Raw genomic sequence first — 26,349 nt, 5'->3', positions numbered from 1 at the left:
GGGTGCCCCGCTGATTTCCGGCGTTGAAAGTCCGATATGATTCAGGAATGAGACTCCTGATTGATGATAAGGAAGGCGGAAGTATGATGGGTGACATGCATGATGGTATGGCTGGTGGCACGGCTGGTGGCACGACCGAAAGCGTGGGAGATGAAGAGGGGGGAAGCCATCCGCTGCGTCCGTTGTGGGGGATGGGGCATGACCTGGTCTTCATTGACGATTTCGCCGGCCTGGTGGGGCAGTCCTCGCCTGCCTCACTCGGCGCTCCCTCCGCTCCCGTCTCTTCCGCCGGGTTCGTGGCCGCCGCCGCGCTTTCCCGCTGCTCCGCCTTCACCCGGTCCTCCTTCTCCAGTCAGGAAATCCGCCAGGCCCAGCAAAGGGCAGCCACGAAGAACGACTCCTTCGCCTTGCACCTGGCCGGACGCTGGGCCGCCAAGGAATCCTTCGTCAAAGCCTGGTGCCAGCTCCTGTCCTTCGCGCCTTCCTCCCGCGTGGAGCCCGCTTCCGACGGGAATCTTTCCCAAGATGGGAATTCTTCCTATGGTGGATATCCCTATAGTTTGGAGAATTTCCCTTGGAAAGAGGTCGAAATCATCGCCGACGCCCATGGAGTCCCTTCTCTACGCTTATCCGCCAAGCTGGATAAGGCTTTCCGCGGCTCTTTGGATCTGGCATCCGACCAGCCGGTCGACTTCCGCCTGTCCATCAGCCATGACGGGCATTACGCTTCCGCGGTCTTGGGGATTGGCATTCGTTGATATCTGATACGGGTCGCCGGGTTTTGGGAGCGTTTTCTTTAAAGTAATGAGGTATTCACAGCATGTGATTCCTCGTCCTGACCGCCCTGAGCCGGCTCCCGGTCATCGTTTTGGCGGGTTGTGGAAGCCGCCCTGATTCACGCCGCGACCATGGTGGCCAAGGTCGCCTTCAGCCAGCTTTCCTTTGCCGGCGGCCTGGTGGAGGGTCGCTTTCGCCCTGCTTCTTTTATGGCTTTGGCGGCGTCCCTGGCGTTCCAGCGTCCGCGGATCCGTTCTGTCTCGGATGGCTTCGGGCTGGCGTCTGCCATCCCGTCCCCTGGCAATCATGCAAACGGATTACCCAACAGCTCTTTGCTCTTCAATGCGTATGAGGCATGAAATACTGTGTTGCGAATGCAGCGAATGAGGCTAATGCTGCGAAGGCCGCAAGGCCGCTAATGCACGAAACGCAGGAAGAGCTCCGCGACGAAGATCGAGGCGATGGAGACCGTCGCGAATCCTCCGACCAGCATCTTGGGCAGCATGCTGTTGAGGAGGAAGGCCCTCTCGTGCTCGTCTTCGGTCAGGTTATGGACCACGTCGGTGGTGAGGATGTAATCGGCTGGGAATCCGCACAGGGCGGTCAGGGCGCAGGCGAAGGCCATGGGCCGGCTCATTCCGAACGGCTTGGCCAGGACGAAGGAGGCCAGGAACATGCCGAGCAGACCTAGGACGATCAGGGCCAGAACCTTGAGGATGATGCTGCCGATGGCTTGGGGGGTGGCGTTGCTCAGCTGGGAGAAGACATAGGCGAGCAGCCCGTACATAAGCCAGTTGAAGACCTTGGCCTTGTTGAGGGCGTCGTCATCCAGGAATCCGAGCGCATGGAAGATGACGCCGAAGATCAGGCAGAAAACGGCTGAGTTGACGGCGCCATGGGTGAGGGCGGAAAGCCAGGTGCCGAGGACGGCGATCAGGGCCACCTTGGCCAGGATGAAAGCGGACGTGTTGTAGGACTCGCTGGGGGTGAAGAAGCGGCTCAGTCGTGATTCGCTCGTCGTCTCCGCAGCCACCACTTGCTTCGCCTTCTCGGGGTCATCCTTGTAGATCGCCTGCAGACGCTTGCCTTCGGACTTGAGGCAGGTGGCGATCAGGGGGAAGCTGATGATTTCGTGGACCACGAACATGACGACCGGGAAGGCTGCAAGCTCAGGAAGATGGGCTACGGCCAGGCCCTTGGCCATCATGACCGCCGCCACCAGGCCGCCGGTCAGGGTGGGGACCGTGGAGAAGACCAGGTTCCTGCCGAAGCAGAGGACGCCGACCGTGAGGGTGAAAAGCATGGTGCCGGCGACCCCCAGCAGGGCGATGCAGACGGCTTTCCACTGGCGCAGGAGTTTCTTCACGTTCATGAGGGTGCCCAGGTGGACCAGGAGCATGCCGATGGCGATGTTGGTGAATTCCGCGCCGAAAGACGCCCGGACAGTGATGTCTTTGGGGATGACCGTCCAGAATCCGATCAAGAAGATGATGGCCGTTACGAAGATTGAGGGGATCCAGGACTTGGTCCTTTTGGATATCCATTCGCCAATGAAAATGGCGACCACCACGTAGAGGAAGGCTACGATGTTTGCCATGTGACTTTCTCCTTTCCTGATCTTCGGATTTGTCGCTTTCGACAATTCCGTTTCCGCTCCGGAAACGTACTCCCAGGCTAGTTGTATAAGAATACAAACATCCCTGTGATTACCGGAATCTGAGACGGGAGAAAGGCCAATGAATATTTCCGCCTTTATGCAGGCTTATAGCAAGGTCGTAGGCGGAACCCTATGTGATGAGGTATCGTCGGCGCTATTTTTCTGGTTTGATCTTTTTGATTTCCTCGTGGTATTTGTCTGTGATGGCTGTGCTGTATTTGCCTTCCATGGCTTTGTTGAGGCGGGAGACGATGGTGGTCAGGCGGGTATAAGCGTCGGTTTTCACAGGTTGGATATCTGTTAAAATGGTCGCTTTGGCGATCACGAGTTCCGTACCAAGGACGATGGGGATGTTCTTGCGGGCGAGGGCTCTTTCGATGCCGTCAAGATCAAGATCAGTCTGCCCGGATTGGTCGTCTCGAATCTCTTTTGTTATTGTCATGTGTGGTTTTCTTTTGTGAGGGTGGTGTGCAGGTGGTTGATTGTCTGGTCGTGGTGTTGGGTGAGCGTGTTTTTGCGGTGGTGTAGTTCGTCCCGGTAGGTGCCGAGGAGGTTTTGGGAGGCGATGAGGATGTCCTGGGAGGCTGCGGGGTGGCGGAAAGCGAGGGTCTGGCAGGCGTCCTCCTGGTCGTTGAGGAAGTCCTCGTCGTGTTTGATGCGGGCGAGGGCCTGCTGGTAGTCCCGTTCCTCCTGGGCGAGCATGGCCCTCGCCCGCTCCTGGTTGTTGTTCATAGGTTGGTTTCCTGGTGGTCGAGTTGGGTGTCCCATTGGCGGAACCGGGTGGCCAGGTGGGCGTCCTTGTCCAGGAGGGTCTTCAGGGCGGCGCTGGTTGTGCGTGTCAGCTCGTCCAGGTTCTCATGGGCTTTCTTCACCCGATCCCGGTAGGCGTCCATGCTGGCGGTGGCCTGCTGGATGAACCGTTGCTTGGAGTGGCCTTCCTGGGTGGCGATGTCGACCAGGTCGTCGCGGGAAAGATCGCCGACGGAGGTGAACTGGTAGACGTAGATGTCGGTGATGTCCTTCTCCCACACGTCCCCGGCGGTGGCGGCCTGATGCTTCCTGGCGGCGGCGACCAGCGCGTCGGTGCGCCCCATCTCCTGGCTGACGGCGGTCAGCAGGCTCATCGCCTGCTGGTAGTCCAGGTAGATCTTCTGCCCGGCGGACAACGCCCCGCCGTCCTTCTCCCACTGGGAGCGCAGGTTCTTGAGGGCTGTGTCCGTGCGTAGCTGCGTGGCGTCGATGGTCTGTTCGGTGAGGGCCAGGCTGCCGTCGGAAGCCCACTGGTAGCCGCCCCAGGAGTGTTGCTTGCCGATATGGTCCATCGGGTTGGAGCCTCCCGCGTCCGTGGATTCCACGTGCCGCACCTGGCCGACGGCCTGCTTGTCGTCCCGATAGCCGATGGGCACGAGGTCCTGGGAATCCACGTAGTTCTTCACCCGGCTGCCGTAGGAGCGGGCGCGCTTCTTCTGCCCCTCATTCAGGGCGGGGTAGATGTCGGGGCCTTCGTACAGCCAGGCGCCTTTGATTCTTTTCGCCTCCGCCTCATCCAGACTGGACACCGCGTACTGGCCGTCCATGGACCCCCGGGAATGCCCATACACCTCCACGCTGTAGCCGGGATTGTCCTTCAACGTCTTCTTCAACAACCGCGACGCGTCTTTCAGCTGGCCCGTCACCCAGGGAGGGCGAAGGTCGGGCATAGACGGGCGAGTCAGCATGTTGAGAAGAGGAGGGCAAGGCCGATCCGGCACAGGAGGGGGCGACGGAGAGGACCCCATGATCCGCCCGGCCATCGGCCAATCGTTCATCGTCCAATCCTTGCTGAGCAGCATATTCCCCCGCGACCCCTGGTAGATCACCCGGATCGTCTTCGTCTTCGGATCCTTGACCACCAGGGCGTCCAAACCGTTCGGATTATCCCCCTTCACCCCGTCCCGGCCACGCACCACCCGCGTCACCGTACCCAATTTTGTCTTGTAATGGTCAATGGAAAAGGGATGTCCGACATGCCAATTCTCATCCTTATACCCCTCATTAGTGATCTCCATACGCTGCTTCTCCGTGTAATCGTCCATTACTCACTCCTCACCGCTCTCACCGGACTTGTCGGATTGGGTCTTCTGTGGCGTGGGGAACTCCTCGGGATGCGCCTTACGATACTTCTCCGCCGCGTCATCCGTCTCATCCCACCCCTTCCCGTAACGCCTGTCCAACAAATCCGCCAGCTCCACGGAAGGGCTTCCGTCGCCGTCGATGGGCCCGTACCCCTCGCCGGCGATATAACGCCGATCAATGGCGAAGCTGACGCCTAGCTTGCGGTCATTGTTGACGATGACATCGAAATCGTATCCTCCCATAGGATTGTGCTCAATGGAACCGTCATTGATATAGTAGGTTCTGATCACCCCCTGGCCGTCCAAGGCATGCGGATCTATTTCTCTTAGGTTTACTTCGATGACTTTTTTCACTTCCTGGGAGTGGACGATGCTAATCATCTCCTGCCGGTAATCCATGGCTTTCCTCCTCTCATACACATAACAACCGGAAGGAACACCCACCACCACGACCAGCAGAACAGCCAAAGCCATCACCCAGCCAGGCATCCGACGCTTCTTCTGCAACGCCACGGCAGCCTCCTTCCATCAAAAACTTTCCACCCCATTATGAAACGCTCACACGACAAGCTGAAAGAATCACCAAAAACCGGAGTCCATGCTCAGATGCGGCAAAGGGGGCGGAGGAAGAAGCCGAATGGGAAAAGGACGAAGGACAAGGGAAGCGTAAGAAAAGGAAAAGCCTCGGACCGAGAACGGTGCCGGAGCCTGGTGGCGGAGACGGAGGGATTCGAACCCTCGAACCGCTTACGCGGTTAACACCTTAGCAGGGTGCCCCTTTCGGCCGCTCAGGCACGTCTCCATATTCAATTCGAGCAGAACCCCATGCAAGGAGCAACAAGCATATATCTTATGGAATTCTGTGGACATCCAGGAAGGCCGGTCCTCGTCGGCGAGCCGGTGGAAGAAGACCCTGGCCAATCCTTTCCCTCAGGCGGGCCCAGGGCTGATTCATCCCTGGCAGGGCCAGGGGAACAGGTACAATCCTAGGGTTAAAACCCTTCGGGGTTCGCAAGATGGAAGGCAAAGGAATCGGAATCGTGAAGATTTTCAAACTCAGCCCGGATGATCACGGCAAGGTGGATTGGCCTCTCTTGGACGCCCAACGCCGGTCCGTGGTGACCATCGGCACTTTCGACGGGGTTCATAAGGGGCATCAGGCCGTCTTGTCCACAACGGTGGAGCTGGCACGGAAGCATGATTCCTTCTCCCTGGTCATCATTTTCACCCCTCGTCCCTCCTTTGCCCATCTCGCTTGGAAAGAGGGGAGGACGGCTTCGGAAGAGGAGGACCGCCTGGCTTTGACGAGCCTGCGCCAGAGGGAGGAGCTGATCGCCCGTCAGGGAGTGGATGCCCTCTTCGAAATGGAGTACACGCCCGAATTCGCCCAGACCACCTATACCGCCTTCCTGGGGCAGCTGGTGGGCAAGGTCGGCATGAGGACCCTGGTTTTGGGGGAGGACGCCCGTCTGGGCAAAGACCGGTCGGGAGACATCAAGGCCATCCGCAACGTGGCCCAGGCGGTGGGGGTCTTCGAGCTGGAAGTGGTGGATGACCAAGGGGAGACTGCCGGGACCTGGGTCCCTGGGACCGTCACCTACCAGGCTCCGCAGCGGAAGGGGGAGCCGGCCAACCCGCTGGCAGGCATGTCGAAGGCGCAGAAGCGGGCTTATACCAAGAAACACCACATGCGTCCCGTGCGGGATTGGTCATCCTCCCACGTGCGCGATTGCCTGGCGACGGGCCGCATCGCCGAAGCCAGGAGCGTTTTGGGGCGCGACCCGCAAGTGGCGGGGGTCGTGGTGCATGGAGACGCCCGTGGCCGCGATCTGGGTTTCCCCACGGCCAATGTAGGCGGCTATCGGGAAGGTTTCATTCCGGTGGATGGGGTCTACGCCGGTTATCTTTTGGATTATGGCTTTGGGGATGGTTCCGTTTCCGAAGGGGCCGCTTCCAGGCAGGAAGACCTTTCAGGGCATCCATACCGGGAGTTCGACGGCCGGGATCGGGAGCCGGCCCGCCTGCCGGCCGCCATCTCCGTTGGCCTCAACGACACTTTCCATGAAGCGGGGGAGGATGTTTCCCGTACCATCGAAGCTTACGTCCTCGGTTCCCATGACCTGGACCTTTATGGCCATCGGGTGGCCGTGGATTTCGCCGCCTTCCTGAGGCCCATGGTCAGGTTCGATTCGGCTGAAGAGCTGGTCGACCAATTGAAGGAGGATGAGCGCAGAACGGAAGAGCTGACCGACGGCCAAGCGGGGAGCTGATGACCGATCGTTTGGTTGTGGCCCTTGGATTCCATTCCGCGGTATGACCTTTCGCTGAAATGGATAAGGCCCGAAGTGATGCCGGGCCTTATGCTTTATCCATGTCTGTGGACGGACGGCCTTTGAATCGAATGATTCGCGCCCGCCGCCGACAAGGAGTCTTAGAAGATTCGACGGATGGAGTAGCCGCCGGGGAACATCCACCGCAATTCGCTCACGCAGGTCCCCTGGGAGGGGTTCGCCGCATTCACGACTTTGCCGCCGCCGATGTAAATGGCGGCATGGGAACCATTGGCGATGATGTCGCCGGGCTGGGCGGCCGCCAGATTGGGGACGGCGCGGCCGGCTCCCGCCTGGGCCCCGGAACTATGGGGCAGGTTCACCCCGAAATGGGCGTAGACCCATTTGACGAAGCCGGAGCAATCCCATCCGGCCGTGGTCTCTCCGCCGAAGACGTAGGGGACCTTGTGCACGTACTGCATGCCCAGGGCCACGACGGCCGCCCCCTTGCCGCTGCCGGAGACGAGGGGGGAGTTGTCGGTCGAAGGAAGGGAGGGGGTGGCCGGCTGCCGGGTATTCGCGCCTGTTCCTGCGGTGCCGCCGGCGTTCTGGGCCTGGGCGGTGCGGTTGGCGGCGGCCACCTTGCTGGCCTGGCTGTTGCGGGCCGCAGTGGCGGCTGCGGTGGTGGCGGAAGCGGCCTTGTTGAGGTCGGCGGTCGAAGCGTCGGCCCGAGTGAGCAGGCCCTTGGCCTCATCGATCTTGGCCTTGAGGGTGGCGCGGGTGGAGGCGTCCGCCTGGGAAGAAGATTCGTACGTGCTTTGGGCGGAAGCGGCCGCGACCTGCAGGGTCTGATGGGCTTTTTGCTGGTCAGGGGTCTGGCTGTAGGGGACAGCGGAATTGGTGCTGTTGTCGGACAAAGTGAAAGTGTCGTTCTCGCCGCTGGTGACGGTGACCGACTCGCTCAAAAGGCTGGAGCGGTCTTCGGAACGGGAAACCACCGTGGTTTCATCCAAAGATTCCTTCAAACCATTGCCGGACGCCAAAGCGGGGGAGGTGGAACCGGCCAGGGCGGCCAGGACCGCGATGCTGGGAACGACGGTTCCTAAACGCAGAGCCTTGAGGTTCGCTGGCGTCTTGGCGATACCGGTGGCAAGGGAGGACGTTCCTTTTCTCAGAGAGGCAAGGAAGCCTGGCTGTTCGGGTATGTGTCGACCTTGGGCCAAAGTAAAACTCCTGACTTGTGTGATATTTTCTTCCATCCTAATGGCGGAGGTGAACAAGAAGCCTGTCTTTTCTCTCTCATCCCCGGGGTTTCCTCCCTGTCTCCCTGCCTTTTTCGCAGTCCGAGAAAAGATGGCGAGGGCGAGCGCCGTCAGTCTGGGGGAGGATTTTCCTTCGATTTCCGTGCTCTTTCAGGAGTTTGGCACTTGCTATAAAAGACACCTATAAGCGATCTTCTTAAAAGACGCCCATTTTCGGGCCCCCCTGTTTTATGGTTATAAGCATGCTTTGAAGAAAAGCACTCAGTTATAAGAAAAAGTTTTATCAGCTTTCTCTTCCGGACTCTGGCCATACGTGATCGGAAACCCGCGTCAGGCCTCATAAGAGAGGGGAAGCGCAAGAGGAAAGGCCATCGCATGTCGACTTCGCAAGAGAATCCGCACACTTACCAAACTCCGCAGGACCAACCATCGAATCAGGACCAGCCATCGAATTCGGTCGAGCCCATCCGCGAGGACAACCGCCTGCGCAACGGCATCCTCGTGGCCGTGGCCGTCCTGGTCGTCGCCCTGATAGCCTTCTTCGGCATCCGGGCCGCCAATAAGAACAGGGAGGCAGCCCCCAAAGGCTCCCAGGCCAACCCTGTGGTCATCGGCGTGGTCGGGGCCAAGAACCCCCATTGGAAGGCCTTCAAGGCCGAAGCCGAGAAGGCCGGCATCTACGTGACCCTGCGCAACTTCACCGACTATACATCCGAGAACCCGGCCCTTGCCCAAGGCAAGCTCGACCTCAACGAGTTCCAGCACATCCTTTACCTGGCCAACTACAACGTGAAGAACAAGCAGGACCTGCAGCCCATCGGCGGCTTCGCCGTCTTCCCCCTCGGCCTTTACTCCACCCAGTACCAGTCCCTCAAAGAGATCCCGCAAGGGGCCAGAGTGGCCATCCCCAATGACGAGACCAATCAAGCCCGGGCCATCGTGGTACTGCAGGCCTCCGGCCTGGTCAAGCTCAAAGGCAAGTGGACCGCTTTCACCACCCCCCGCGACATCGACGCCTCCGCTTCCCGGGTCTCCGTTTTCCCCTTGGACGCGGCTCAAGTGGCCAACCAGGTGAAAGCCAAGCAGGTGGCCGCCGGGGTCATCAACAACGACTACGTCAAAGACTCAGGCCTGAGCACCTCCAACGCCCTCTTCCGGGACTCGGCCACCACCCCGTCCGCCAAGCCCTACATCAACGTCTGGGTCTCCCGTAAGGAGGATGTCAACAATCCCGTCTACCGTAAGCTGGTCAAGATCTTCCACAGCCCTGCGGTGCGCGCGGCCGTCAGGCAGCAGTTCGGGCAGGACGTCGCCTTCAACGACGACTCCGCCGAGGACCTGCAGAAGATCCTCAAGAGCGTGGAGTCCGAGGCGAGGTAGGGCGAGCCAAGCTACAACGCGGATGGCAAGGCAGGATTCAGGATTAAGGATTCAGGCAAGGCAAGCCAAGGCAGGGCGAAGCCAGGACGAGCAAAGGACGGATATGGCTGAAGAACAGGATGAGCCCCTCATCTCCTTCGAACATGTGACCAAGGAGTTCCCCCCAGCCAAAAGGGGACAGGACCCGCACGTGGCCGTCGACGACGTCTCCTTCCGGATCGGCAAGGGGGAGGTCTTCGGGATCATCGGCTATTCCGGCGCCGGCAAATCCACCTTGGTCAGGCTGATCAACGAACTGGAAAGGCCCACTTCGGGCACGGTCCGGGTTTTCGGGCAGGACGTGACCGCCCTGTCCGAGGCCAGAATGCAGCCGATCCGCAAGAAGATCGGCATGGTCTTCCAGCAATTCAACCTTTTCTCGTCCAAAACGGTGGCCGGCAACATCGACTACCCCCTCAAACAGGACCATTGGAGGAAGGACTACCGGCAAGCCCGGGTGGCGGAACTCCTGGATTTCGTGGGATTGAAGGAGCACTCCCACAAGTACCCCAGCCAGCTCTCCGGCGGACAGAAGCAGCGGGTGGGGATCGCCCGGGCTTTGGCCACCCATCCCGACATCCTCCTGGCGGACGAGGCCACCAGCGCCTTGGACCCGCAGACCACGTCCGAAGTCCTGGACTTGCTCAAACGGGCGAACAAGGATTTCGGGGTCACCATCGTCCTCATCACCCATCAGATGGATGTGATCACCCACATCGCCGACCGGGTCCTGGTCATGAGCCAGGGCAAGGCGGTGGAATCCGGCCCCCTGTACCGGGTCTTCGCCCAGCCCAGGGAAAAGATCACCCGCGATTTCGTCTCCACCGCCGTCAACACCATCCCTTCGGCCGATGAGGTCGAGCGTTTGCGGGCTCGGTCCGCCGGCCGTCTGGTGACGGTCGTCATGCGCTCGCCCGACCAGGCCCTGGGCATCACCCCTTCGGGCCAGCGGATCTCTTCCATGCTGACCCACCGGGGTATCACCAACCGGATCCTGCAAGGGGGAGTGCAGGATATCTCCGGCAAAGGATTGGGGGCCTTCACTTACGAGTTCTTCAGCGGTCAGAAGGAGTCCCCGGCCGCTGCCTCCCCCGGGGCTGCTGGGCAAGGGGTTCCGGCCGGGCGCCCGGACCGCGACCTGGACCTCGACCGGTATGTTGACCAGCTGCGGTTGGCCAACGTCATCGTGGATTTCGGGTCGGTTTCCCATCCGATTGATTATGACCAAGCTTTGGCCGCTTACCAGGCCAATGAACAGGCTCGGCTGCGGGTCTTGGAGGCGGATGAGTGGCGGCTGGATTACGACCGCTATGTGGAGGTCCCGGCCGGGCCCGACCCAGGCTCTGGGGGACGGACGGCTTCTGACGCGAGGAAAGGGGAGGACGAATGAACGTGAATCTGATCGGGGTGGGCCCGCAAAGCAACTTCCTGGACTTCCAGTCCTATCTGCAGGATGGGTCTGTGACTTCGGCCCTTTTCCAGACCCTCATCATGGTGGCCGTCACCCTCCTGATCGGAGGATTCCTGGGGCTGATCCTGGGCGTGATCCTCTGGGGGACCAGACCGGGCAACCTTTTCGAGAACGCCGTCGTCTACAAGGTCCTGGACGTGATCATCAACCTGATCCGGCCGATCCCCTTCATCATCTTCCTGGCGGCCATGCAGCCGGTGACCATAGCCGTCATCGGCACCTCCATCGGCACCGCGGCCGCCATCTTCCCCATGGTCATCATGTGCACCGTGGCCTCATCCCGTCTGGTGGAGCAGAACCTGGTCTCCGTCGACCCCGGGGTCGTCGAAGCCGCCCGTTCCATGGGGGTGTCCAAGCTGGGGATCATCACCTCCGTCCTCATCCCCGAATCCCTGGCCCCCCTCATCCTGGCCTATGCCTTCCTCTTCATCTCCGTTCTCGACATGTCGGCCATGGCCGGATACATCGGAGGCGGCGGCTTGGGGAATTTCGCCATCGCCTTCGGCTACCAGAAGTTCAATCCTTGGGTCACCTGGGCCTCGGTCATCATCATGATCCTCCTGGTGCAGATCGTCCAAGCGATCGCCAACGCCTTCGCCAAGCGCCTCCTGCGCCGCTGACCCTTGGGCCGTCTGGCCCCGCGGTAGGCCGACCCGCTCGTTTATCCCCTGTGGCATAATGGTCAAGCGTTTTGCCAGATTCGTCAATAAGACCGAACTTCAATCAAACGGAAATCGAAAAGTAAAACAAGAGGGTGAACTATGGCACAGACATCGAACGATATTAAGAACGGCTCCGTCATCAACCTGGACGGCAAGTTGTGGAAGGTGATCAAGTTCCAGCATGTGAAGCCAGGTAAGGGCCCCGCTTTCGTGCGCACCACCATTCAGGAAGTCCTGTCCGGCAAGATCGTGGACAAGACCTTCAACGCCGGGACCAAGCTCGACTTCGAGACCGTGGACAACCGCAACCTCCAGTATTCCTATCGGGATGGGGACAACTTCGTCTTCATGGACATGCAGACCTTCGACCAGGTCATGATCCCTGAATCCCTGGTGGGGGAGCAGGAGAAGTTCCTCTTGGAAGGCACCGACTGCATCGTCTCTTTCCATGATGGCAACCCCCTGTCCGTGGAACTGCCCGCCTCCGTGGTCCTGACGGTCTCCCATACCGAACCTGGCCTCCAAGGCAACCGTTCTTCCGCCGGCACCAAGCCCGCCACCGTGGAGACCGGGGCCGAAATCCAGGTCCCCCTCTTCATCTCCGAAGGCGAGAAGGTGAAGGTGGACACCCGCGACGGCTCCTACCTGGGTCGCGAAAACTAAAGATGGCACGAGCACGGACCACCGCGCGCAAGCGCGCCCTCAACACCCTGTACGAAGCCGATGAGAAGGGTGAAGAGATCGTCGATTTATTGGATGAGCGTTTGGCCTATCCCGGGGCCCAGACTCCTCTGCCTCCTTACGCCCAGGAAATCGTCCGGGGAGTGGCTTCCCACCGACGGACGGTGGATAAGGCCTTGGAAGAGCATTCCGAAGGCTGGGACGTGAAACGCATGCACGTCCTGGACCGCAACATAGCCCGGATGGCCGCCTGGGAGATCATCTACAACGATGATGTCCCCGCCAAGGTGGCCATCGACGAAGCCTTGACCTTGGCCAAAGCCTATTCGGATGACGAGGCCCCCCACTTCCTGCACGGACTGCTGTCCGCCATCGAACGGGACGCCGAGCAGATCCGTCTGGAAGAAGCCGATTGGGAACAGGAACAGGCCCGTTTGGCCGCCCAAAAGGCCGAAGAAGCCGCAGAGACCGAGACCGTTGAGACCGTCGAGGAAGGCGAATCGACTCAGGAAGCCGATCAAGCCAATCGGGCTGAGCAGGACGGGCAAGACGAACCGGCCGAAGAAGCCGGGGAACTCGCCGGCGAGGAAGGCGAACCGGAAAACCGGAACTAAACGAATCCTTGGCATGAAGGCCGATGAACGGGGCGCGTCCCCTTCCCCCCATCGGCCTTCCTTCGTTTTCCACCTTTGTACAATAGAACTATGGCGCAGGATACCGATACTATGACCCCTCTTTCTTCATCCGCTCCTTCCCGGCCCGCTATGGACGGGACAGGCAGGCAGACGACGCGAGGCAACCGCGCCAGACGGCAGGAATTCGGCCTCCGTCTCAGCGATTCCATGAAAGAGCACGGCCCCATCTGCGTGGGGATCGACCCCCACCGCAGGAACCTGCGGGATTGGGGTTACCAGGTGAGCGCCGAAGGGGCCGAACTCTTCGCCATGCGCATGCTCCAGGCCGTGGTCGGCCGTTGCGCGGCCGTGAAATTCATGATGCCCATGTTCGAACGCTACGGGTCCAAAGGCATCGCCGCCTTGGAACGGGCCTTGTACGCCGCCCGTCAGCTGGGTCTCATCACCATCGTGGACTGCATGCGCGGAGGTCTGTCCACCACCCTCTCCTCCATTGCCGACGCCTATCTGAAGCCCAACGGGCCCTTGTACGCCGATGCCATCACTCTGATCCCCTATTACGGTTTCCATTCCCTCAACGGTCTGATCGAAGACGCCCTCAACGAAGGGCATGGGGTTTTCATCGCCTCCTTGACTTCCAACCCCGAAGCCATCGACTTGCAGACCTCCCTGCGGCAGCAAGGGGAATACAAGGGGGAGACCGTGGCCTACGGCATCGCTCGGGCCGCCCAGGACTACAATGACGGTTTCCAGGGGATGGGCTCGGTCGGCCTGGTCGTCGGGGCCACCATCGGACATCAGATGAACCTGAACGGCATGAGCACGGCCAGCTTCACCGGCCCCATCCTTTCCCCCGGCTACGGCTGGCAAGGGGCCAATTCCAAAGACTTGGAGATGGTCTTCGCCGGGACGCACGGGAACGTCCTGGTCACCGTGGCCCGAGCCATCGCCGCTTACGGGCCGGATATACCCAGCCTCCAGAAGAAGATCACCGAATACCGTGACGACATTCAGACGGCCTTCGACGACATGGAGAAGCGGATCGCCGGGGGCCAGACCCCGGCCCAGATTGCCCAAGATATGAAGGAAGGCTGACTCCAAGGCCAAGAAGGGGTTCAATCAGGTGTCGGCATCGGTATCGATCAAGCATAAGAAAGCAGGAATCATGACAGAGGCGACCATGGCAGACCAAAAGGCGGCCCAGACCGGCAAGCGAGCCGGCGGGAAGAGGAAGCGCCGGCTCGTGGTCCTGGCCGGCCCCACCGCGGTCGGTAAAGGGACGGTGGAGAAGGCGGTGAAGGCCCGGCATCCGGAGCTGTGGATCTCGGTCTCCGCCACTTCCCGCCCTCCCCGCCCGGGCGAAGTGGACGGAAAGGACTACCACTTCGTCAGCAAGGCTGAATTCGAAAGGATGATCGATCAAGGCGAGCTTTTGGAACACGCCATCGTGCACAGGAGCGATTATTACGGGACCCCCTTGCGTCCGGTCTTGGACCACCTGAACGCCGACCTGCCGTCCATGCTGGAGATCGATGTGCAGGGGGTGCATCAGGTGAAGGTCCGGTCCGCCGAGCTGGGCCTGGATCCGATCTACGTTTTCCTGGCCCCTCCCAGCTTCGAAGATTTACGCAAGCGCTTGGCCGGCCGTCACACCGAGACTCCGCAGCAGCAGGAAAGGCGGCTGCGGACCGCCCGTCAGGAATTGGCCCTGGAGGGGGAATTCGACCGGGTCATCGTCAACGACCAGGTGGAGAAGGCGGCCTCCCAGCTCTGGGAGATCCTCGACCAAGCCTGAGGCTCTGCGAACTTAAGCGGCGCTCGCTTCCGCCGGATGGTGGATATGCACGTCCAAAGCGGGAGAATCCTGGGACTGGGCTTGCAGGATCGAGCTGATCGCCCCGGTGAAATTCTCGTTCTCCTCCCAGGACCGGCCGGACCGGCTGCTTTGGTGGGGGACCATCAAAGGCCCCTGGTTCTTCAGGGAATCCTCGTAACGGCCGATTTTGACCGCATACCGCAGGGCGTAGGCGTCTAAAGGATCGGTCGGGTCCCAGCCGGTCAACTCGGTCACCTTCCTCAGCCTATACCGGGCCGTATTGGGATGGATGACCATGGCCTCGGCCGTCCGCTCGAAAGAGGAGCCTTCCAGGAGGTAATACTCCAAAGTCTCGATCAGATCCCCGTTTTTTGAAGCGTCCCTGATGGATTGATAGACGTCGTAAAGCTGGCGGAAGGCCACGACGTCCCCGAACAGGGCCCTTTCGGCGATCAGGTCGTCGGCGTAGATGGGACGCGAAGGGTTCATGACGGCGGCGGAGGCGAAATAGCCGTTATAGGCGGCTCGGATGCTGTGGGAGGCGCCTTCGTAGCCGTAGGACCGCGGCCCTACGCACATGCAGGCCTCCCTACTGAACAGGGTCTCCAAAATGTCGAGGATTTCGTGGAAATGGTCGTCGCTGTTCCCTCCGACCAAGACCATGAACAAGGAGTTGGTGTGGGTCCCCATGAGGGCTTCCACCCCCAGTTTGCGGATGGCCGCCTGAGCTTGGGTCTGGTAGAAGCCGGCCATGATCTCCGAATGCACGTCCGAGCGGAAGCGGCCGACCACGGAGAAGAAGCGGGTGCCGTTGTCCCACCCGTAGATGCTCATGCGGGATTGGAGGGAGAGGTCCAGGTTGTGGTCCAGGAGGGAGTTGATGACCAGCCCTTCTTCGCGGGCCATCCAGCGGCTGCGGGTCTCCGCCACTTCCGCGTAGACGCTGGCCGCCGAGAAGGCCACTTCCCGGGAATAGTAGAGGACGGCCTCATAGTAGTCCCGCTCTTTGCCTTCGGGGGCGATCAGGGAGATGTTCTCCGAAATCACTTTGACCACGGTCCGGGTGTCTTCCAGGACGTTGGACAAGCTGATGGCCCGGGCCGTCTCGATGGGGGCGATGGAGAAAAGATGGTCGGCGTTGATCTCTTCCCTGCTTTTGACCGGTTCCGGCTGGGTGGCCCAGGCCAGGTAGTCTTCGATGGCGGTCAGGGTGATCAGGTTCAGGAACTCCCGTTCCTCCGTGTTCAGGTTCCGGTACCAGCGCAGGTTCTTAATCATCCTTTCCTCGGATATGCTGAAGAGCTGGCGGGCTTTGGCCGCCATGTCCGGGCTGAGGCTGGGATTCTCAACCTTATGCGCCAGCCGGTCCATCATCGATCCGCCTGCGGCTTCCTTATCATCCCGTTCGGTGTTCGTCATCCTCAAACCTCGTCAAGTGGCAATCAAGAGATACTGTCCGTGTCCCTTCTTCCCCGTTTATGGTCTTCCCCCGCCTCTCGGAACGGGGGATTTGAGGGAAACTCCAAAAGGAATCCCGGGCTATCACTCCCGCGTCTTCCATTATAGAGGCAAGCGGTGCGAAATCAAGCCCCGGACCGGTCAGAGATGATTCAGGCGAAGGAAGGGCTTTCCAAGGACTTTTGTAGGTGACCGACAAAAGTCGTGGGGCCGTCGATTGGTGCCTCGGGTTGAGTAGGCTGTAAGCAGGACAGGCATAGGAAAGGGTTGATATGGCAAGAGACGACGTATTCGACCAGGAGGAAGCGCGCGTTTTCGACTTTCTGCAGGCTTGCTTGGGCCCCCATGCCGGCGACTGCTCTGAGGCTGGTCGGGCCGCTGATTTCGACGGGACGGGGGAGGGCCCAGCGGAGACCTCTCAGGGGGAGATCGGCCGTGCTCTGGCCGTCTACGGCCCGCCCAACAGCGGAAAAACGACCCTGGCCCGTGATGCGGCACTGCAGGCCTTGAGAATCATGGCTTCCGACCAAGCCAGGACCGGTAGGCTGGTGGTCGGGCCGGATAATGACCACGCGGTCGCCCTGGTGGCGGCCAGCGGCAGGCAGGCCAAGGAATCCAGCCATTATCTTTTGGGGAAGATCGACGTTTCGGCCCAACCCCGTGTCTCCCAGACCCTGCCCGCCTTGGCCTATTCCATCCTGGTGGCCCTCCAGGCGGCGGAGGGGAAGGCTTTCCCCCGCTATCTCAATGCGGCCGACCAGGATGCCCTCATCCACCAGGTCTTGAAGAGGCATCAGGACCATGCCCGCCAGGGGGAGCTGTGCGAGACCTGCCGGAGCCTGAGGGATTTCTTCCAGGAGGATTCGTATCAAAGGCGGCAGGGGAGCGGAGAGGATGAAAGACCCGCCGCCCGGGGTTCGGACCTGACCGCGGCCGAGGCCAGCCAGCTGTTCGACCGGCAGCTCAACGACGATTTCGCCGCTTCCTTGCGGTCCATTTTCGCCCGGATGAATGAGCTGGGCGTCCGGCACGACCTGAAGGAGGAGATCGGGCGGGTGGCCGGGAACGGGATCAACCTGAGGCTGAAGGAGGCCTGGTCGGTGGCCTTCGAATTGCGGCGGGAGTATGCCCTGGCCATGAAAGACCTCAACGCCAGCAGGGGGACCTTCAACGTGGATTCGTCCTACCTGTACGGGCAGACCCAGCGGTCCCTGGCCCGGATCAAGGAGGAAGGACGTTTGTCCTCCATCGGGCGGGCCTTGCCCCGCCTGGTGGTCGTGGACGATTATCAGGAGACGACCTTGGCCGGGGCCGCCTTTTTGGGCCAGCTGCAGGATTGCGGGGTGAACCTGGTCCTCATCACCTGCCCGGATGAGGCCGTCCAGACCTTCCGCGGGTCCTTCCCCGAATTCCTCAGCGTCCGTTTGCCCCAAAGCCCCAAGGAATCCTCCCCGATCCCTGGCCAAGGCTTCATCTCCGGCCGCTTGGGGCGTTTCGGGGCACAAGAGGTGACCCTGCCCCAGCCGGCCTGTGACCAGGGGGCCGACTCCCAGCCGGAGGACCCTTCCCTGGCCTCCCGGATCAGCCTGTCCATCGCCTCATCCCAGGAAAGGGACGCAGGCATCGGCAGCCGGCCTTGGAAGATCAAAGGGGATGCGACCCCGGCCCAGGCGCGTTTTTACGGGTCGGACAGGGAGGAGACCGCGGCCTTGGTCCGGCGGATCCTCTCTTTGCACCTGGTCCAAGGCGAGTCGTACGACTCCATGGCCATCATCTGCCATGACCGCTCGAAGCTGTCCACCTACGCTTCCGCCCTGCGGCAGGAGAACGTGGCCGTCCGCCTGGCCCAGGTAGGCCTGCCCCTCTCCCAAAGCCCGGCGGTGGAAGGGCTGTTCGACTTCCTGGAACTGTCCCAACTGAGCCAAGGCGATCTGGGCCAGCTGTTTTCCCTCCGATCCTTGGATGAGCTCGCCCTTTCCGCTTATCGAACCTTCCTGGATTACCTGCGTGGGCCTTATGGGATGGTCCACGGGGCCGAATCGGCCGATTCCGTCTTGAAGGCCCTGGCCTCCATCGTCAACCAGGTCGACCGGGGCCCCTCCGCCGATTCAGGCCCGCTTCCGGCGGAAGTGGAGGCCGTGCGTTCCTGGCTGGAAGAGGCCGTGAAGGAATCCGACTCCAGGAAAGGCGATCGCCTGCAAGCCCGTCGCGAACAGGAGGATGGGGGTCCCGACCCGGCCGAATCCGGCCAGGCCCGACCCGAGCCTGACGCTTTCGCCGGCTCCAGCCAGCAGACCATCTTCCTTCAGCTTTTGATGACCCCGGAAAAGCAGGCTCAGGCCTTAGGCGGCTTCCTCACCCGTCTGGCCCCCCGGAAGGACAAAAAGACATGGCGGGACTGCCTCCGCCTTCTGATCGACATCCGTTCCTGTCAAAGCCGGACCAGGGGTAAGACGGCCACAGGCAAGGCGGCAGGCGGCGAAGGAAGCGGGGCTCTGCAGGACCAGCCGGTCGCCCTTTTGGATCGGGCCTTCGCCCTGACCGGTCGTCAGGCCCAGTGGAGGGATCTGGCCTTGCACAGTAAGGAGGAGACCGTGCGGGCCCAGGCGAACGAATGGCTGGATACGGTCGTCCGTCTCTTCTCCGAGGCCCAGAGCACGCGGACCTCCATCCGGCGGATCGACGACTTCATCCGTCATGTCCGCAGCCAAGACATAGCGGCTGATTCGTTGGCCAGGAAGGCCCCGGTGAACAACGCCGTCACCCTGCTCACCCCTGCCGGGGCGGCCGGAGGACATTGGGATTATGTCTTCCTGCCCCGGGTCCAGGACGGGATTTGGCCGAACCTGGCCTTGCGCGACCAGCTTTTCGCCGCCGACGATCTGGCCGACGTCATGTTCCAGGGGAAGATCCTCGACCCCCAGGACCGCTATTCCACCCACATGCTCGACCTCCTGCAGAACGAGAAGAAGAGTTTTCTGCTCGCCGTGACCCGGGCCAGGAAAGAGGTTTTCCTGACGGCGATCAAAAGCGAGGACGAAGGGCCGTCCGATTTCTTCTCCGTCTTCCTGCCGGGGAAGGTCGGTCTGGAGTCCCCGGCATCGCCGGAAGGAGGGACCGGACAGGAGGAAGGCCGCCGTGGCGGGGAAGGGCTTTCCTCGGATCAGGAGCCGGTCAGCCCCCATGAAATCCTCTTGCAGGCCCGCAGCCGGATGGCCTATCGGTTGGCCCGCGCCTATGAAGCCGATTCCGATTCCAACGGCGAAGACAGCGCCATCCCAGCCGTCGCCCAGGACCAGGGACTGACGGACGCGGCCCAGGCCATGGCCCTTTTGGCTGACGAAGAAGAGGCCGACCCCTCCTCCTGGTCTTTCTACTACCAGGATGATCAGGAGCCGCAGGAGGAGGAGCTCCTCCAGGCCCCGGGTCCGTCCGATGCAAGCGGGGGAGGGCCCTCCCAGATGGCCGGGGAGGAAGTCGCGAACGAACCCCGTACCGTCTATCTGTCCCCATCTGCCGTGGATTCCGCTTGGTCCTGCCCGGTCTGCTATTTGCTGGACCGCAAGATGCACGGGCCTTCCGACTCGTCGGTGGCCACTTCCTACGGGACCCTCATCCATAAAGTCGCTCAGATCGCCACCGAGCAAGGTCTGGATAAGGACTATGGCCAGGAATACCGGCAGGCGGCCGTCGGCGGGCAAGAGGAGATCCTGACCCAGCTGACCAATCGGCTTATGGCCATCTACCAAGAGGAGAAGGCCGAAATCGACGACACCCACGTCACCGAAGAGGTCTACCGGGCATTATCCAATGACGCCGGAACCCGGACCCTCCTGCAAAGGATGGCCTTCTACTTCCTGGAATCCCAGCTGAGCTCTTACGCCCGGGACCATGACGGCTTCCAACCCCGGATCGGCAAGCTGCTGGAGACGGAGACGGAAAGGACCTTCACCGCCCATTTCACCATGGAAGACATCCGCTATGCCTATAACCGGATTCCGGACGTCGACGGCGGTCCACAGCTGACCCCGGTCAGCCGGCGGACCTTCCTCCATCTGCTGGACGCCTTGGTCGGAGGCTTCCCCTTCGCCCGTCGGAACTCGGTTGACGGGGTCCCCTACGAAGAAGCCCTCATGGAGACTTTCTACCAGACCGTGATCTGCCTGAAGGGGAGCATCGACCGGCTGGAGACCCGTTTGGTGGCGGAGGATGGACCAGCCGGCCCTTTGGAGCGGAAGGTGGTCCGCATCATCGATTACAAGACCGGTCATTCCCTGGTCTCCAAAGACACCTTCAACGACCTCCAGCTCATCTGCTACCAACTGGGTCTGGTCTTTGAAGACCGGAATCCCCAGAAAAGCCTGAATGAAAAGGACCTGGTCCGGAAGGCCCAAGGTCGCAGCGATGAAGACAGGTCGGCCCTCCTTTCGTCCGCCCTGCCTTTGGCCCAGGCCGACCTCTTCCCCCTGGCCCTGTCCCCCCTGCCCGCCTGCCGAGGTCATGAGGTCCTGAAAGAGGACGGAAGCATCGACCTGGACGCCACCCGCCACGCCTCCTCCTTCTATCCTGAGTTGACTTACCAGCCGGCGATCTTCGAAGACGGGGCCATCGCCCATGGGCCGGCCTCCAAGGGAGCCCTCCTGCCCCGGCCCTATTACAAGAACTGGGGGAGCATCCTTTATGGGGAAGAGGCCTTGCCCGACCTGTCCCGCCTGCCCCGGCCCGATGGGACGAGGCAGGAGGAATGGAAGCGGATCCTGGCTGACCAGTCGATGAGCGCCGATGAGATCCACGGGCCGGCGACCACCTGGGCCTTGGCCATGATCGGGCGGGTCTTCTACGCCGCCAGCCTTGATCTGGCCGATAAGCTGGACCTGTCCAACCATCCTCCCCGCAGCAGGCATCTGACCTACTGCTCCTACCGGGGCGGGGACCCTGGTCATCAGGACATTTGTCCTGCCTGTTCCGGCTTCATCCCCACCGTCATGCAGGAGCGGGAGAGGGACGACTCGCGCAGACGAAGGAATCAAGGGGGCCAAAGGGCCCAAAGGAATCAAAGGATCCGAAGGCATCAAAGGAACGAGGACTAAAAGGGGGCTGTCATGAGCGAAAGGACAGCGGCTGAGCAAGCCAACGAACAGCAGGAAGACATCATCCAGGCTCCCGCCGACCAGGACCTGCTCATCGTAGCCGGGGCCGGATCGGGCAAGACCTATGTGATGACGAAGCGGATAGCCAAACTCATCACAGACGATGGGGTGGCCCCTCATAAGATCCTTGGCCTGACCTTCACCCGCAAGGCGGCCGGGGAACTCCTGGACCGGGTGACCAAAGAGACCTCCTCCCTTTCCCCCGACCAATCTGCCGGCCGGCCGGGCTTGAGCTACGCCGGCTTCCTTCACCCGACCGTCTCCACCTACGACGCCTTCTTCCAATCCATCGTCCGCCAATACGGGGCCTTGGTCGGCTTGGATGGGTCGGCCGCCCCCCTCAGCCAGGCCGGGGCCTATCAGTTGGCCTCCGAAGTGGTGGGAGAGCATGTGGCCCAGTACGCCCAGGATCTTTTTTCGTCCGATGCGCAGGACTTCGGATCCGGGACGGATTCCGCCTCGTCCGGCGCCTCCTTCGATTTCTCCGGCCCAGCCGATTCCTTCGGACGGCCCGGGCAGGACGGGCGGTCTGGCGGGTCGGACGGCAATGATTCCACCAGTTCCGAAATCGGCAAATTCCCCGGCCTGGTCAAAGACACCCTGGCTTTGAACGCTGAAATCGGCAATTCCATGATCGGACCTGAGTGCGATACCGTGGAGGCGGCCATCGGTCGGATCCGGGCCTGGGATCAGGAGTTCTCCCGCCTTGTGGGTCCCATGAAGGAGAAGGTCGACCAGGCCTTGGCCGATTTGGACCAGACCAAACCTGAGGACCTCAGCAAGAGGACCGAGGAAGTCAAGGGATATAAGGAACGGCTGAAGGCCTTGACGGACAAGGCCAATCTGTGCGACTGTCTGCTCAAGGTCACCCGCCGGCGGGAGATGCTGGTGGATTTCGTCCTCGCCTATGATCAAGCCAAGAAGGACCAGGGCCTGGTGGAATTCAGCGATTTCACCATCGGCGCCTTCCGCCTGGTCGCCCATTACCCCTGGATCTGCCAGGAATTCCGGCAGAAATACTCGCATGTCTTCCTGGACGAATACCAGGACACCTCCACCACGCAGGCCAAGCTCCTCAACGCCCTCTTCCATAAGCCCCTCAGGCCGGGGGAGGGGACCAGGCCTGCCGGAGCCCAAGATCTGGTCAGTTTCGTGACCGCCGTCGGGGATCCCTTCCAATCAATCTACGCCTGGCGAGGGGCCAGTCCCGGGGCTTTCGCCATGTTCTTGGACGATTACGGGATGGAGGAAAGCCAAATCCATAAGATGACCTACACCAGGCGCAACCCGGCCATCATCCTGGATGCGGCCAACCGGTTGACGGCCGGCATGCGGCGGCCGGCCCCCGACCCCTTGGGCAGGACGGCCACTTCGGTCAGGAAAGAGGTCCCGGTCGAAAAGCTCGAACCGACCGACCCGAAGGAGGAGGCCGTCCTGGGTCTGATGGCCTACAAGACCATGGACCAGGAGGCCGATGGGATCGCCCGGTTCGCCAAAGAAGCCATCGCTCGGGCCCGCGATCGCGTCCAGCGCCGGAAGCGGACTGCGGAGTCGTCCGGTGAGCCCATGAGCCAGACCGATTATCAGCGGGAGCTGAACAAGACCCATGTAGCCCTGCTTCTGCGTTCGAAGAGGCATATGGACTCATACCTGCAAGGCCTGACCCGGCAGGGGCTGACCTACCAAGTGGTGGGGGACCAGTCGCTCTGGGAGAGCCCTGGCGCCCAGGACCTTCTGGCCCTGTTGACCGTGGTCACCGACCATACCGACAGCTCAGCACTTCTGCGCCTATTGGCTACCCCCCGTTTCGGCCTGGCCAAGAAGGATCTGATCGTCTTGGCGGCTCTGGCCAAGAAAGCCGACCAGAAATACAAGGATTCGGCGGTGAGGACCCTGCTCGGTCTTGAAGGCGACGGAGATCTTCCCCCGCAGGTCCGGACCCGGGTCGAGGAATTGAAGGCCTGCCTGCCCACAGGCGTTTATCTGACGGACCTTCTGACCGACGGGGATCTGCTGGAATCGTCTTCGCCCTTCCGGTCCGGTCTGAGCCCGCAAGCCCTGAGCCGCCTGCGGAAGGCCTCGGTCGTGATCATGACCGTCAAGAATCGTCTCGACCAACCCATGGAGGAGATCCTGCAGACGGCGGCCCGGGCCCTGACCTTGGATGTGGATTCCGCCGTCGGCCAGGCCATCAAAGCCGGGATCCGGGCGGGGAAGAGGGAGACTGATGATCAGGCCTCCTGGGAGCCTGGCTTCGTCCCCGTCTCCTGTCTGCCCGCCTTCCTTTCCCTGGCCCAGACCTACCATCAGGAGATCGCCGAAGGGCAGACGGCCAGCATCCAGGGCTTCGTCGCCTGGCTCAACGCCAACAAGGAGAATCCGGGGGTGGATTCCCCGGTCTCCCTCGAGCAGGAGGACGGACCTCAGCCGGACGTGGTCGTCATGACCATCCATCAGGCCAAAGGGCTGCAATGGGACGCCGTGGCCGTCGGCGGGATGGTGGAAGGGGTCTTCCCCTCAAATCAGGGGGACCATCTGAAGGCCACCGTCCTGCCTCGGACGAATACGAATGCAGGTATGGCTGTGGATGCAGGTTCAGATGCAAGTGCAGCTGCCTGGGGATTGTTGGATGAGGATTTCTTGGCCGACCTGGTCCAAGCCGACGCCGACGACGGCTACCGTCTGAGGGAGGACCCGGCCGGTCGCCAGGCCCTGGCCCGCGACGGGGCCGAATGGGGCCGGATCAAAGCGGTGCGTCAATATAAGGACCCTGTGTATTCGGCCGAAGCCCAGTCCTGGGTCTTCACCCCGACCGCCGTCCCCACCCCGGTCAGGGCGGATAAGAGCCTGCTCCCGGCCTTCCCCGACGCTTCCCATTTGGCAGGGGCCTTCGCCGACGTGGATTCCTTGGAAAAGGCCTTGACCGATGACGAGACCTCCCAAGCCGTCTCGACCGCGGAGACTCGCATCCGTCTGCGCAAGAAAGGCGCCTCAGACCGCCAGGAGACCGCCCTTGATTATCTCCTGCGGGCCGCCGCCGAAGGCGATCAGAAGGAGCTGGACCGGCTCCTGACCCCTCAGAGGACCAAGACCGGCAAAGAGAAATCAGCGACCGGCAATCTCATCCAAATCAAGAAGAAGATCAGCCTCGCCCTCGGGGAGCTTTACTCCCCAGGCTTGGAGCCGGTCTCCAAGCGACCCATGAGTCTGCGTTCCCAAACCGGACAAGCCCTTTTGGACGACGAACGCCGTCTGGCCTATGTGGCTTTCACTCGGGCCGAGTACGACCTTTTCCTGACCACATATGAAAGCGCGGTCAATAAGGTGGATGACCGCCTTTATGACTCCGTCCACTTCACCACGGTGAGTGACGCTTTGCAGTTGGGCCTCATCGATCCTCCCGCCGCCGGTGGTGGAGCCAGGGCTCAAGAGGAAGGGCGGGTCCCGGCCGTCGACCCCGGCCGGAAGCGGGCTTGGCTGGATTCCCAGGCCATGGACTTGCGCCGTTTCGCCTCGGATTTCTGGCTGGAACTCTTCGGGGCCTACTCCCGTTTGGAGCAGGAGGATCCGGTCCTGGTCGTGGCCGACACCTCGTCCCTGAGCCTTCCCCAGCAGGACGCCTGCGTCCGGCCGGTGGGCTTCTTCCTGGGTTTGGAAGGTCCCCGTTTCCGCGACCAAGTGGTTGGGGAGGCTCTGCAGGATTCCCTGCGCTCCCAAGTGGTGGACCGGCCCCTCTTGTGGCCCATGAGGCAGGATTCCCTGACCGATTACGTGCTGGAGTCAAGCGCCCGGATGGTGCGCGCGGCCCGGGGCCGGGTCCAGGAGATGGGTCTTTCCGCATCCGCCGATCAGCCGGATTCCTCTCCGGGGGAGGCCGGAAGCGGGCTGGTTGCTGATTCTGTCCCTTTGACTGGTGGCACCCTGACTGATGGTCCCCTGGCCCAGGCCGCCTTGCGGACCAGGGCCTGGCGCCGGTCTTCCTCCTTCGTCCCCGGGCAGGAGGGGAGAGGCTCCGGGGAGTCCTCTTTCTCTTCCCTTGCCTCCTCTTCTTTCGCCGACTATCTGACGAATGGCCTGGTCAATGTGACAGCCATCCAGAAGGAATTCAGCCATCAATTGGAGGAGGAATCGCAGGAGGACGGAAAGAGCAAAAAGACCAAGGGCAAAGCGGACAAGACCAAGATGGCCATAGGCAAGGCGGCATCTTCCGCATCCGCCCCCGCGGCCGAAGCCTATTATCGTCCCATGCCCCAGGCCACCTCAGACCTGGCCCAAGCCGGGACCGATTTCCATGCCTGGGCCCAGGAATTCATCCTCCCCGCCTCGCTGTCCTCCTCCGCCGGCCGCCGGGTGGATTTCGGCGAAATCCTCACCCTGCGTCAGCGGCAAAAAGAGGAGGTGGAGCTGGAATGCGCCGCCCAGACCGGTAGGGGAGAAGGGGCCGAGGAGGTGGCGGACCTGTCACCCTCCCCCCGCATGACCGCTTGGAAGAAGAACCTGATTCATTCCGTCTGGGCCAGCCGCCCGGCCTTCGCCGTGGAACAGTCCATCACGGACACCATCGAGGACGGGCGGGGGGGCCGCCATCATTTCCGAGGCTCTTTGGACGCCGTCTTCTACGGCTCTTTGGATGATCCGGACAAGCCGGAGACCTTCACCATCGTGGACTGGAAGACCGGCCACAAGCCGACCGACCCCGGTCAGGTCAAGGAGAAGCTGGCCCAGCTGGACATCTACCGGCTCATGTTCTCCGACCTTATGGGGATCGACATCGACTCCATCGACGCCGAACTCTACTACGTCGGGGAAAAACGGAAGGAGGACCGGGCTATCGTCTGCCCCCATCGCAGCCGCCGACGGATCGAGGAGGCCTTGACCGCGGCCTTGGTCGCCCGCATCCGTCAAGGGCTCCTGGACGATGACGAGGCGCAGGCCGACCCCGATACGGCCGCCTTTCCTCAGGTCGAGGACGAATAA

At 61.6% G+C, this 26,349-nt stretch carries 19 protein-coding genes and 1 tRNA gene; 12 read left to right on the top strand and 8 right to left on the bottom strand.

From position 1 onward, the window contains the following. The first annotated feature begins 83 nt into the window (after positions 1–83). Positions 84–758, top strand: coding sequence for a holo-ACP synthase (locus tag PSDT_RS06225; RefSeq protein ID WP_223293541.1), 675 nt, complete (start codon positions 84–86; stop codon positions 756–758). 120 nt (positions 759–878) lie between these two features. Then, complete coding sequence (locus PSDT_RS08135; protein ID WP_006288790.1) at positions 879–1,136, top strand: hypothetical protein; 258 nt, start codon at positions 879–881, stop codon at positions 1,134–1,136. 56 nt (positions 1,137–1,192) lie between these two features. On the opposite strand, the gene PSDT_RS06220 is transcribed toward PSDT_RS08135, so the two are convergent. From PSDT_RS06220 to PSDT_RS06195, 6 genes are all read right to left on the bottom strand, one after another. Further along, complete coding sequence (locus PSDT_RS06220; protein ID WP_006290175.1) at positions 1,193–2,374, bottom strand: hypothetical protein; 1,182 nt, start codon at positions 2,372–2,374, stop codon at positions 1,193–1,195. Between the two features lie 214 nt (positions 2,375–2,588). Beyond that, a complete protein-coding gene (locus PSDT_RS06215; RefSeq protein ID WP_006288792.1) occupies positions 2,589–2,876 on the bottom strand; it encodes a hypothetical protein in 288 nt (95 codons plus the stop codon). Next, entirely contained in the window at positions 2,873–3,166 is a 294-nt protein-coding gene (locus tag PSDT_RS06210) for a hypothetical protein (protein WP_006290176.1), read from the bottom strand. Before PSDT_RS06210 ends, PSDT_RS06215 begins: the two co-directional genes overlap by 4 nt. Continuing rightward, entirely contained in the window at positions 3,163–4,509 is a 1,347-nt protein-coding gene (locus PSDT_RS06205; protein ID WP_006290177.1) for a DUF2974 domain-containing protein, read from the bottom strand. The genes PSDT_RS06210 and PSDT_RS06205 overlap by 4 nt, the downstream gene beginning before the upstream one ends. Positions 4,510–4,512: 3 nt before the next feature. Then, the gene (locus tag PSDT_RS06200; protein WP_006290005.1) at positions 4,513–5,061 is read right to left on the bottom strand and encodes a DUF1310 family protein; all 549 of its coding nucleotides are present in this window, start codon (positions 5,059–5,061) and stop codon (positions 4,513–4,515) included. Positions 5,062–5,260: 199 nt separating this feature from the next. After that, positions 5,261–5,350, bottom strand: a tRNA-Ser gene (locus PSDT_RS06195). 214 nt (positions 5,351–5,564) lie between these two features. Here PSDT_RS06195 and ribF point away from each other — a divergent pair. Then, positions 5,565–6,818 carry a bifunctional riboflavin kinase/FMN adenylyltransferase gene (ribF, locus tag PSDT_RS06190; RefSeq protein ID WP_006290179.1) on the top strand — a complete coding sequence of 418 codons (1,254 nt, stop codon included), beginning with the start codon at positions 5,565–5,567 and terminating at the stop codon, positions 6,816–6,818. 161 nt (positions 6,819–6,979) lie between these two features. Here ribF and PSDT_RS06185 read toward each other — a convergent pair whose 3' ends face one another. After that, positions 6,980–8,041 (bottom strand): C40 family peptidase, encoded by a 1,062-nt coding sequence (locus PSDT_RS06185; RefSeq protein WP_144412449.1) that lies wholly within the window; start codon positions 8,039–8,041, stop codon positions 6,980–6,982. Between the two features lie 414 nt (positions 8,042–8,455). On the opposite strand from PSDT_RS06185, the gene PSDT_RS06180 reads away from it, so the two are divergent. The 7 genes from PSDT_RS06180 (at position 8,456) to gmk (ending at position 14,743) form a co-directional block, all read left to right on the top strand. After that, the gene (locus PSDT_RS06180; protein WP_006288798.1) at positions 8,456–9,460 is read left to right on the top strand and encodes a MetQ/NlpA family ABC transporter substrate-binding protein; all 1,005 of its coding nucleotides are present in this window, start codon (positions 8,456–8,458) and stop codon (positions 9,458–9,460) included. A gap of 103 nt (positions 9,461–9,563) precedes the next feature. Continuing rightward, the gene (locus tag PSDT_RS06175) at positions 9,564–10,889 is read left to right on the top strand and encodes a methionine ABC transporter ATP-binding protein (protein ID WP_006288799.1); all 1,326 of its coding nucleotides are present in this window, start codon (positions 9,564–9,566) and stop codon (positions 10,887–10,889) included. A gap of 101 nt (positions 10,890–10,990) precedes the next feature. Continuing rightward, complete coding sequence (locus PSDT_RS06170) at positions 10,991–11,590, top strand: methionine ABC transporter permease (protein ID WP_223293574.1); 600 nt, start codon at positions 10,991–10,993, stop codon at positions 11,588–11,590. A 141-nt stretch (positions 11,591–11,731) separates the two neighbouring features. Further along, positions 11,732–12,295: an elongation factor P gene (gene efp / locus PSDT_RS06165; protein ID WP_006288801.1), complete on the top strand. Its 564-nt coding sequence runs from the start codon at positions 11,732–11,734 to the stop codon at positions 12,293–12,295. Positions 12,296–12,297: 2 nt separating this feature from the next. Further along, positions 12,298–12,927, top strand: a complete 630-nt coding sequence (gene nusB, locus PSDT_RS06160) for a transcription antitermination factor NusB (RefSeq protein ID WP_006288802.1) — start codon at positions 12,298–12,300, stop codon at positions 12,925–12,927. A 150-nt stretch (positions 12,928–13,077) separates the two neighbouring features. Further along, the gene (gene pyrF, locus PSDT_RS06155) at positions 13,078–14,043 is read left to right on the top strand and encodes an orotidine-5'-phosphate decarboxylase (protein WP_006288803.1); all 966 of its coding nucleotides are present in this window, start codon (positions 13,078–13,080) and stop codon (positions 14,041–14,043) included. Between the two features lie 85 nt (positions 14,044–14,128). Next, the gene (gene gmk, locus PSDT_RS06150) at positions 14,129–14,743 is read left to right on the top strand and encodes a guanylate kinase (protein ID WP_231859824.1); all 615 of its coding nucleotides are present in this window, start codon (positions 14,129–14,131) and stop codon (positions 14,741–14,743) included. Positions 14,744–14,755: 12 nt separating this feature from the next. Here gmk and PSDT_RS06145 read toward each other — a convergent pair whose 3' ends face one another. After that, positions 14,756–16,183, bottom strand: coding sequence for a PucR family transcriptional regulator (locus tag PSDT_RS06145; RefSeq protein ID WP_006290183.1), 1,428 nt, complete (start codon positions 16,181–16,183; stop codon positions 14,756–14,758). A gap of 311 nt (positions 16,184–16,494) precedes the next feature. Here PSDT_RS06145 and PSDT_RS06140 point away from each other — a divergent pair, with 311 nt between their 5' ends. Beyond that, complete coding sequence (locus PSDT_RS06140; RefSeq protein ID WP_006288806.1) at positions 16,495–21,312, top strand: PD-(D/E)XK nuclease family protein; 4,818 nt, start codon at positions 16,495–16,497, stop codon at positions 21,310–21,312. Positions 21,313–21,324: 12 nt separating this feature from the next. After that, positions 21,325–26,349: an ATP-dependent DNA helicase gene (locus PSDT_RS06135; RefSeq protein WP_006288807.1), complete on the top strand. Its 5,025-nt coding sequence runs from the start codon at positions 21,325–21,327 to the stop codon at positions 26,347–26,349.

Source organism: Parascardovia denticolens DSM 10105 = JCM 12538 (assembly GCF_001042675.1).
Taxonomy (GTDB): domain Bacteria; phylum Actinomycetota; class Actinomycetes; order Actinomycetales; family Bifidobacteriaceae; genus Scardovia; species Scardovia denticolens.
The sequence above is the reverse complement of the archived record's forward strand: the minus strand, read 5'-3'. Positions and strand labels throughout refer to the sequence as shown.

What these genes read in the sequence shown, in the direction of transcription:
- PSDT_RS06225 (WP_223293541.1), top strand. Translation starts at nt 84, where the DNA reads ATGATGGGTGACATGCATGATGGTATGGCTGGTGGCACGGCTGGTGGC.
- PSDT_RS06220 (WP_006290175.1), bottom strand. Translation starts at nt 2,374, where the DNA reads ATGGCAAACATCGTAGCCTTCCTCTACGTGGTGGTCGCCATTTTCATT.
- PSDT_RS06215 (WP_006288792.1), bottom strand. Translation starts at nt 2,876, where the DNA reads ATGACAATAACAAAAGAGATTCGAGACGACCAATCCGGGCAGACTGAT.
- PSDT_RS06210 (WP_006290176.1), bottom strand. Translation starts at nt 3,166, where the DNA reads ATGAACAACAACCAGGAGCGGGCGAGGGCCATGCTCGCCCAGGAGGAA.
- PSDT_RS06205 (WP_006290177.1), bottom strand. Translation starts at nt 4,509, where the DNA reads ATGGACGATTACACGGAGAAGCAGCGTATGGAGATCACTAATGAGGGG.
- ribF (WP_006290179.1), top strand. Translation starts at nt 5,565, where the DNA reads ATGGAAGGCAAAGGAATCGGAATCGTGAAGATTTTCAAACTCAGCCCG.
- PSDT_RS06180 (WP_006288798.1), top strand. Translation starts at nt 8,456, where the DNA reads ATGTCGACTTCGCAAGAGAATCCGCACACTTACCAAACTCCGCAGGAC.
- PSDT_RS06175 (WP_006288799.1), top strand. Translation starts at nt 9,564, where the DNA reads ATGGCTGAAGAACAGGATGAGCCCCTCATCTCCTTCGAACATGTGACC.
- PSDT_RS06170 (WP_223293574.1), top strand. Translation starts at nt 10,991, where the DNA reads ATGGTGGCCGTCACCCTCCTGATCGGAGGATTCCTGGGGCTGATCCTG.
- efp (WP_006288801.1), top strand. Translation starts at nt 11,732, where the DNA reads ATGGCACAGACATCGAACGATATTAAGAACGGCTCCGTCATCAACCTG.
- nusB (WP_006288802.1), top strand. Translation starts at nt 12,298, where the DNA reads ATGGCACGAGCACGGACCACCGCGCGCAAGCGCGCCCTCAACACCCTG.
- pyrF (WP_006288803.1), top strand. Translation starts at nt 13,078, where the DNA reads ATGGACGGGACAGGCAGGCAGACGACGCGAGGCAACCGCGCCAGACGG.
- gmk (WP_231859824.1), top strand. Translation starts at nt 14,129, where the DNA reads ATGGCAGACCAAAAGGCGGCCCAGACCGGCAAGCGAGCCGGCGGGAAG.
- PSDT_RS06145 (WP_006290183.1), bottom strand. Translation starts at nt 16,183, where the DNA reads ATGACGAACACCGAACGGGATGATAAGGAAGCCGCAGGCGGATCGATG.
- PSDT_RS06140 (WP_006288806.1), top strand. Translation starts at nt 16,495, where the DNA reads ATGGCAAGAGACGACGTATTCGACCAGGAGGAAGCGCGCGTTTTCGAC.
- PSDT_RS06135 (WP_006288807.1), top strand. Translation starts at nt 21,325, where the DNA reads ATGAGCGAAAGGACAGCGGCTGAGCAAGCCAACGAACAGCAGGAAGAC.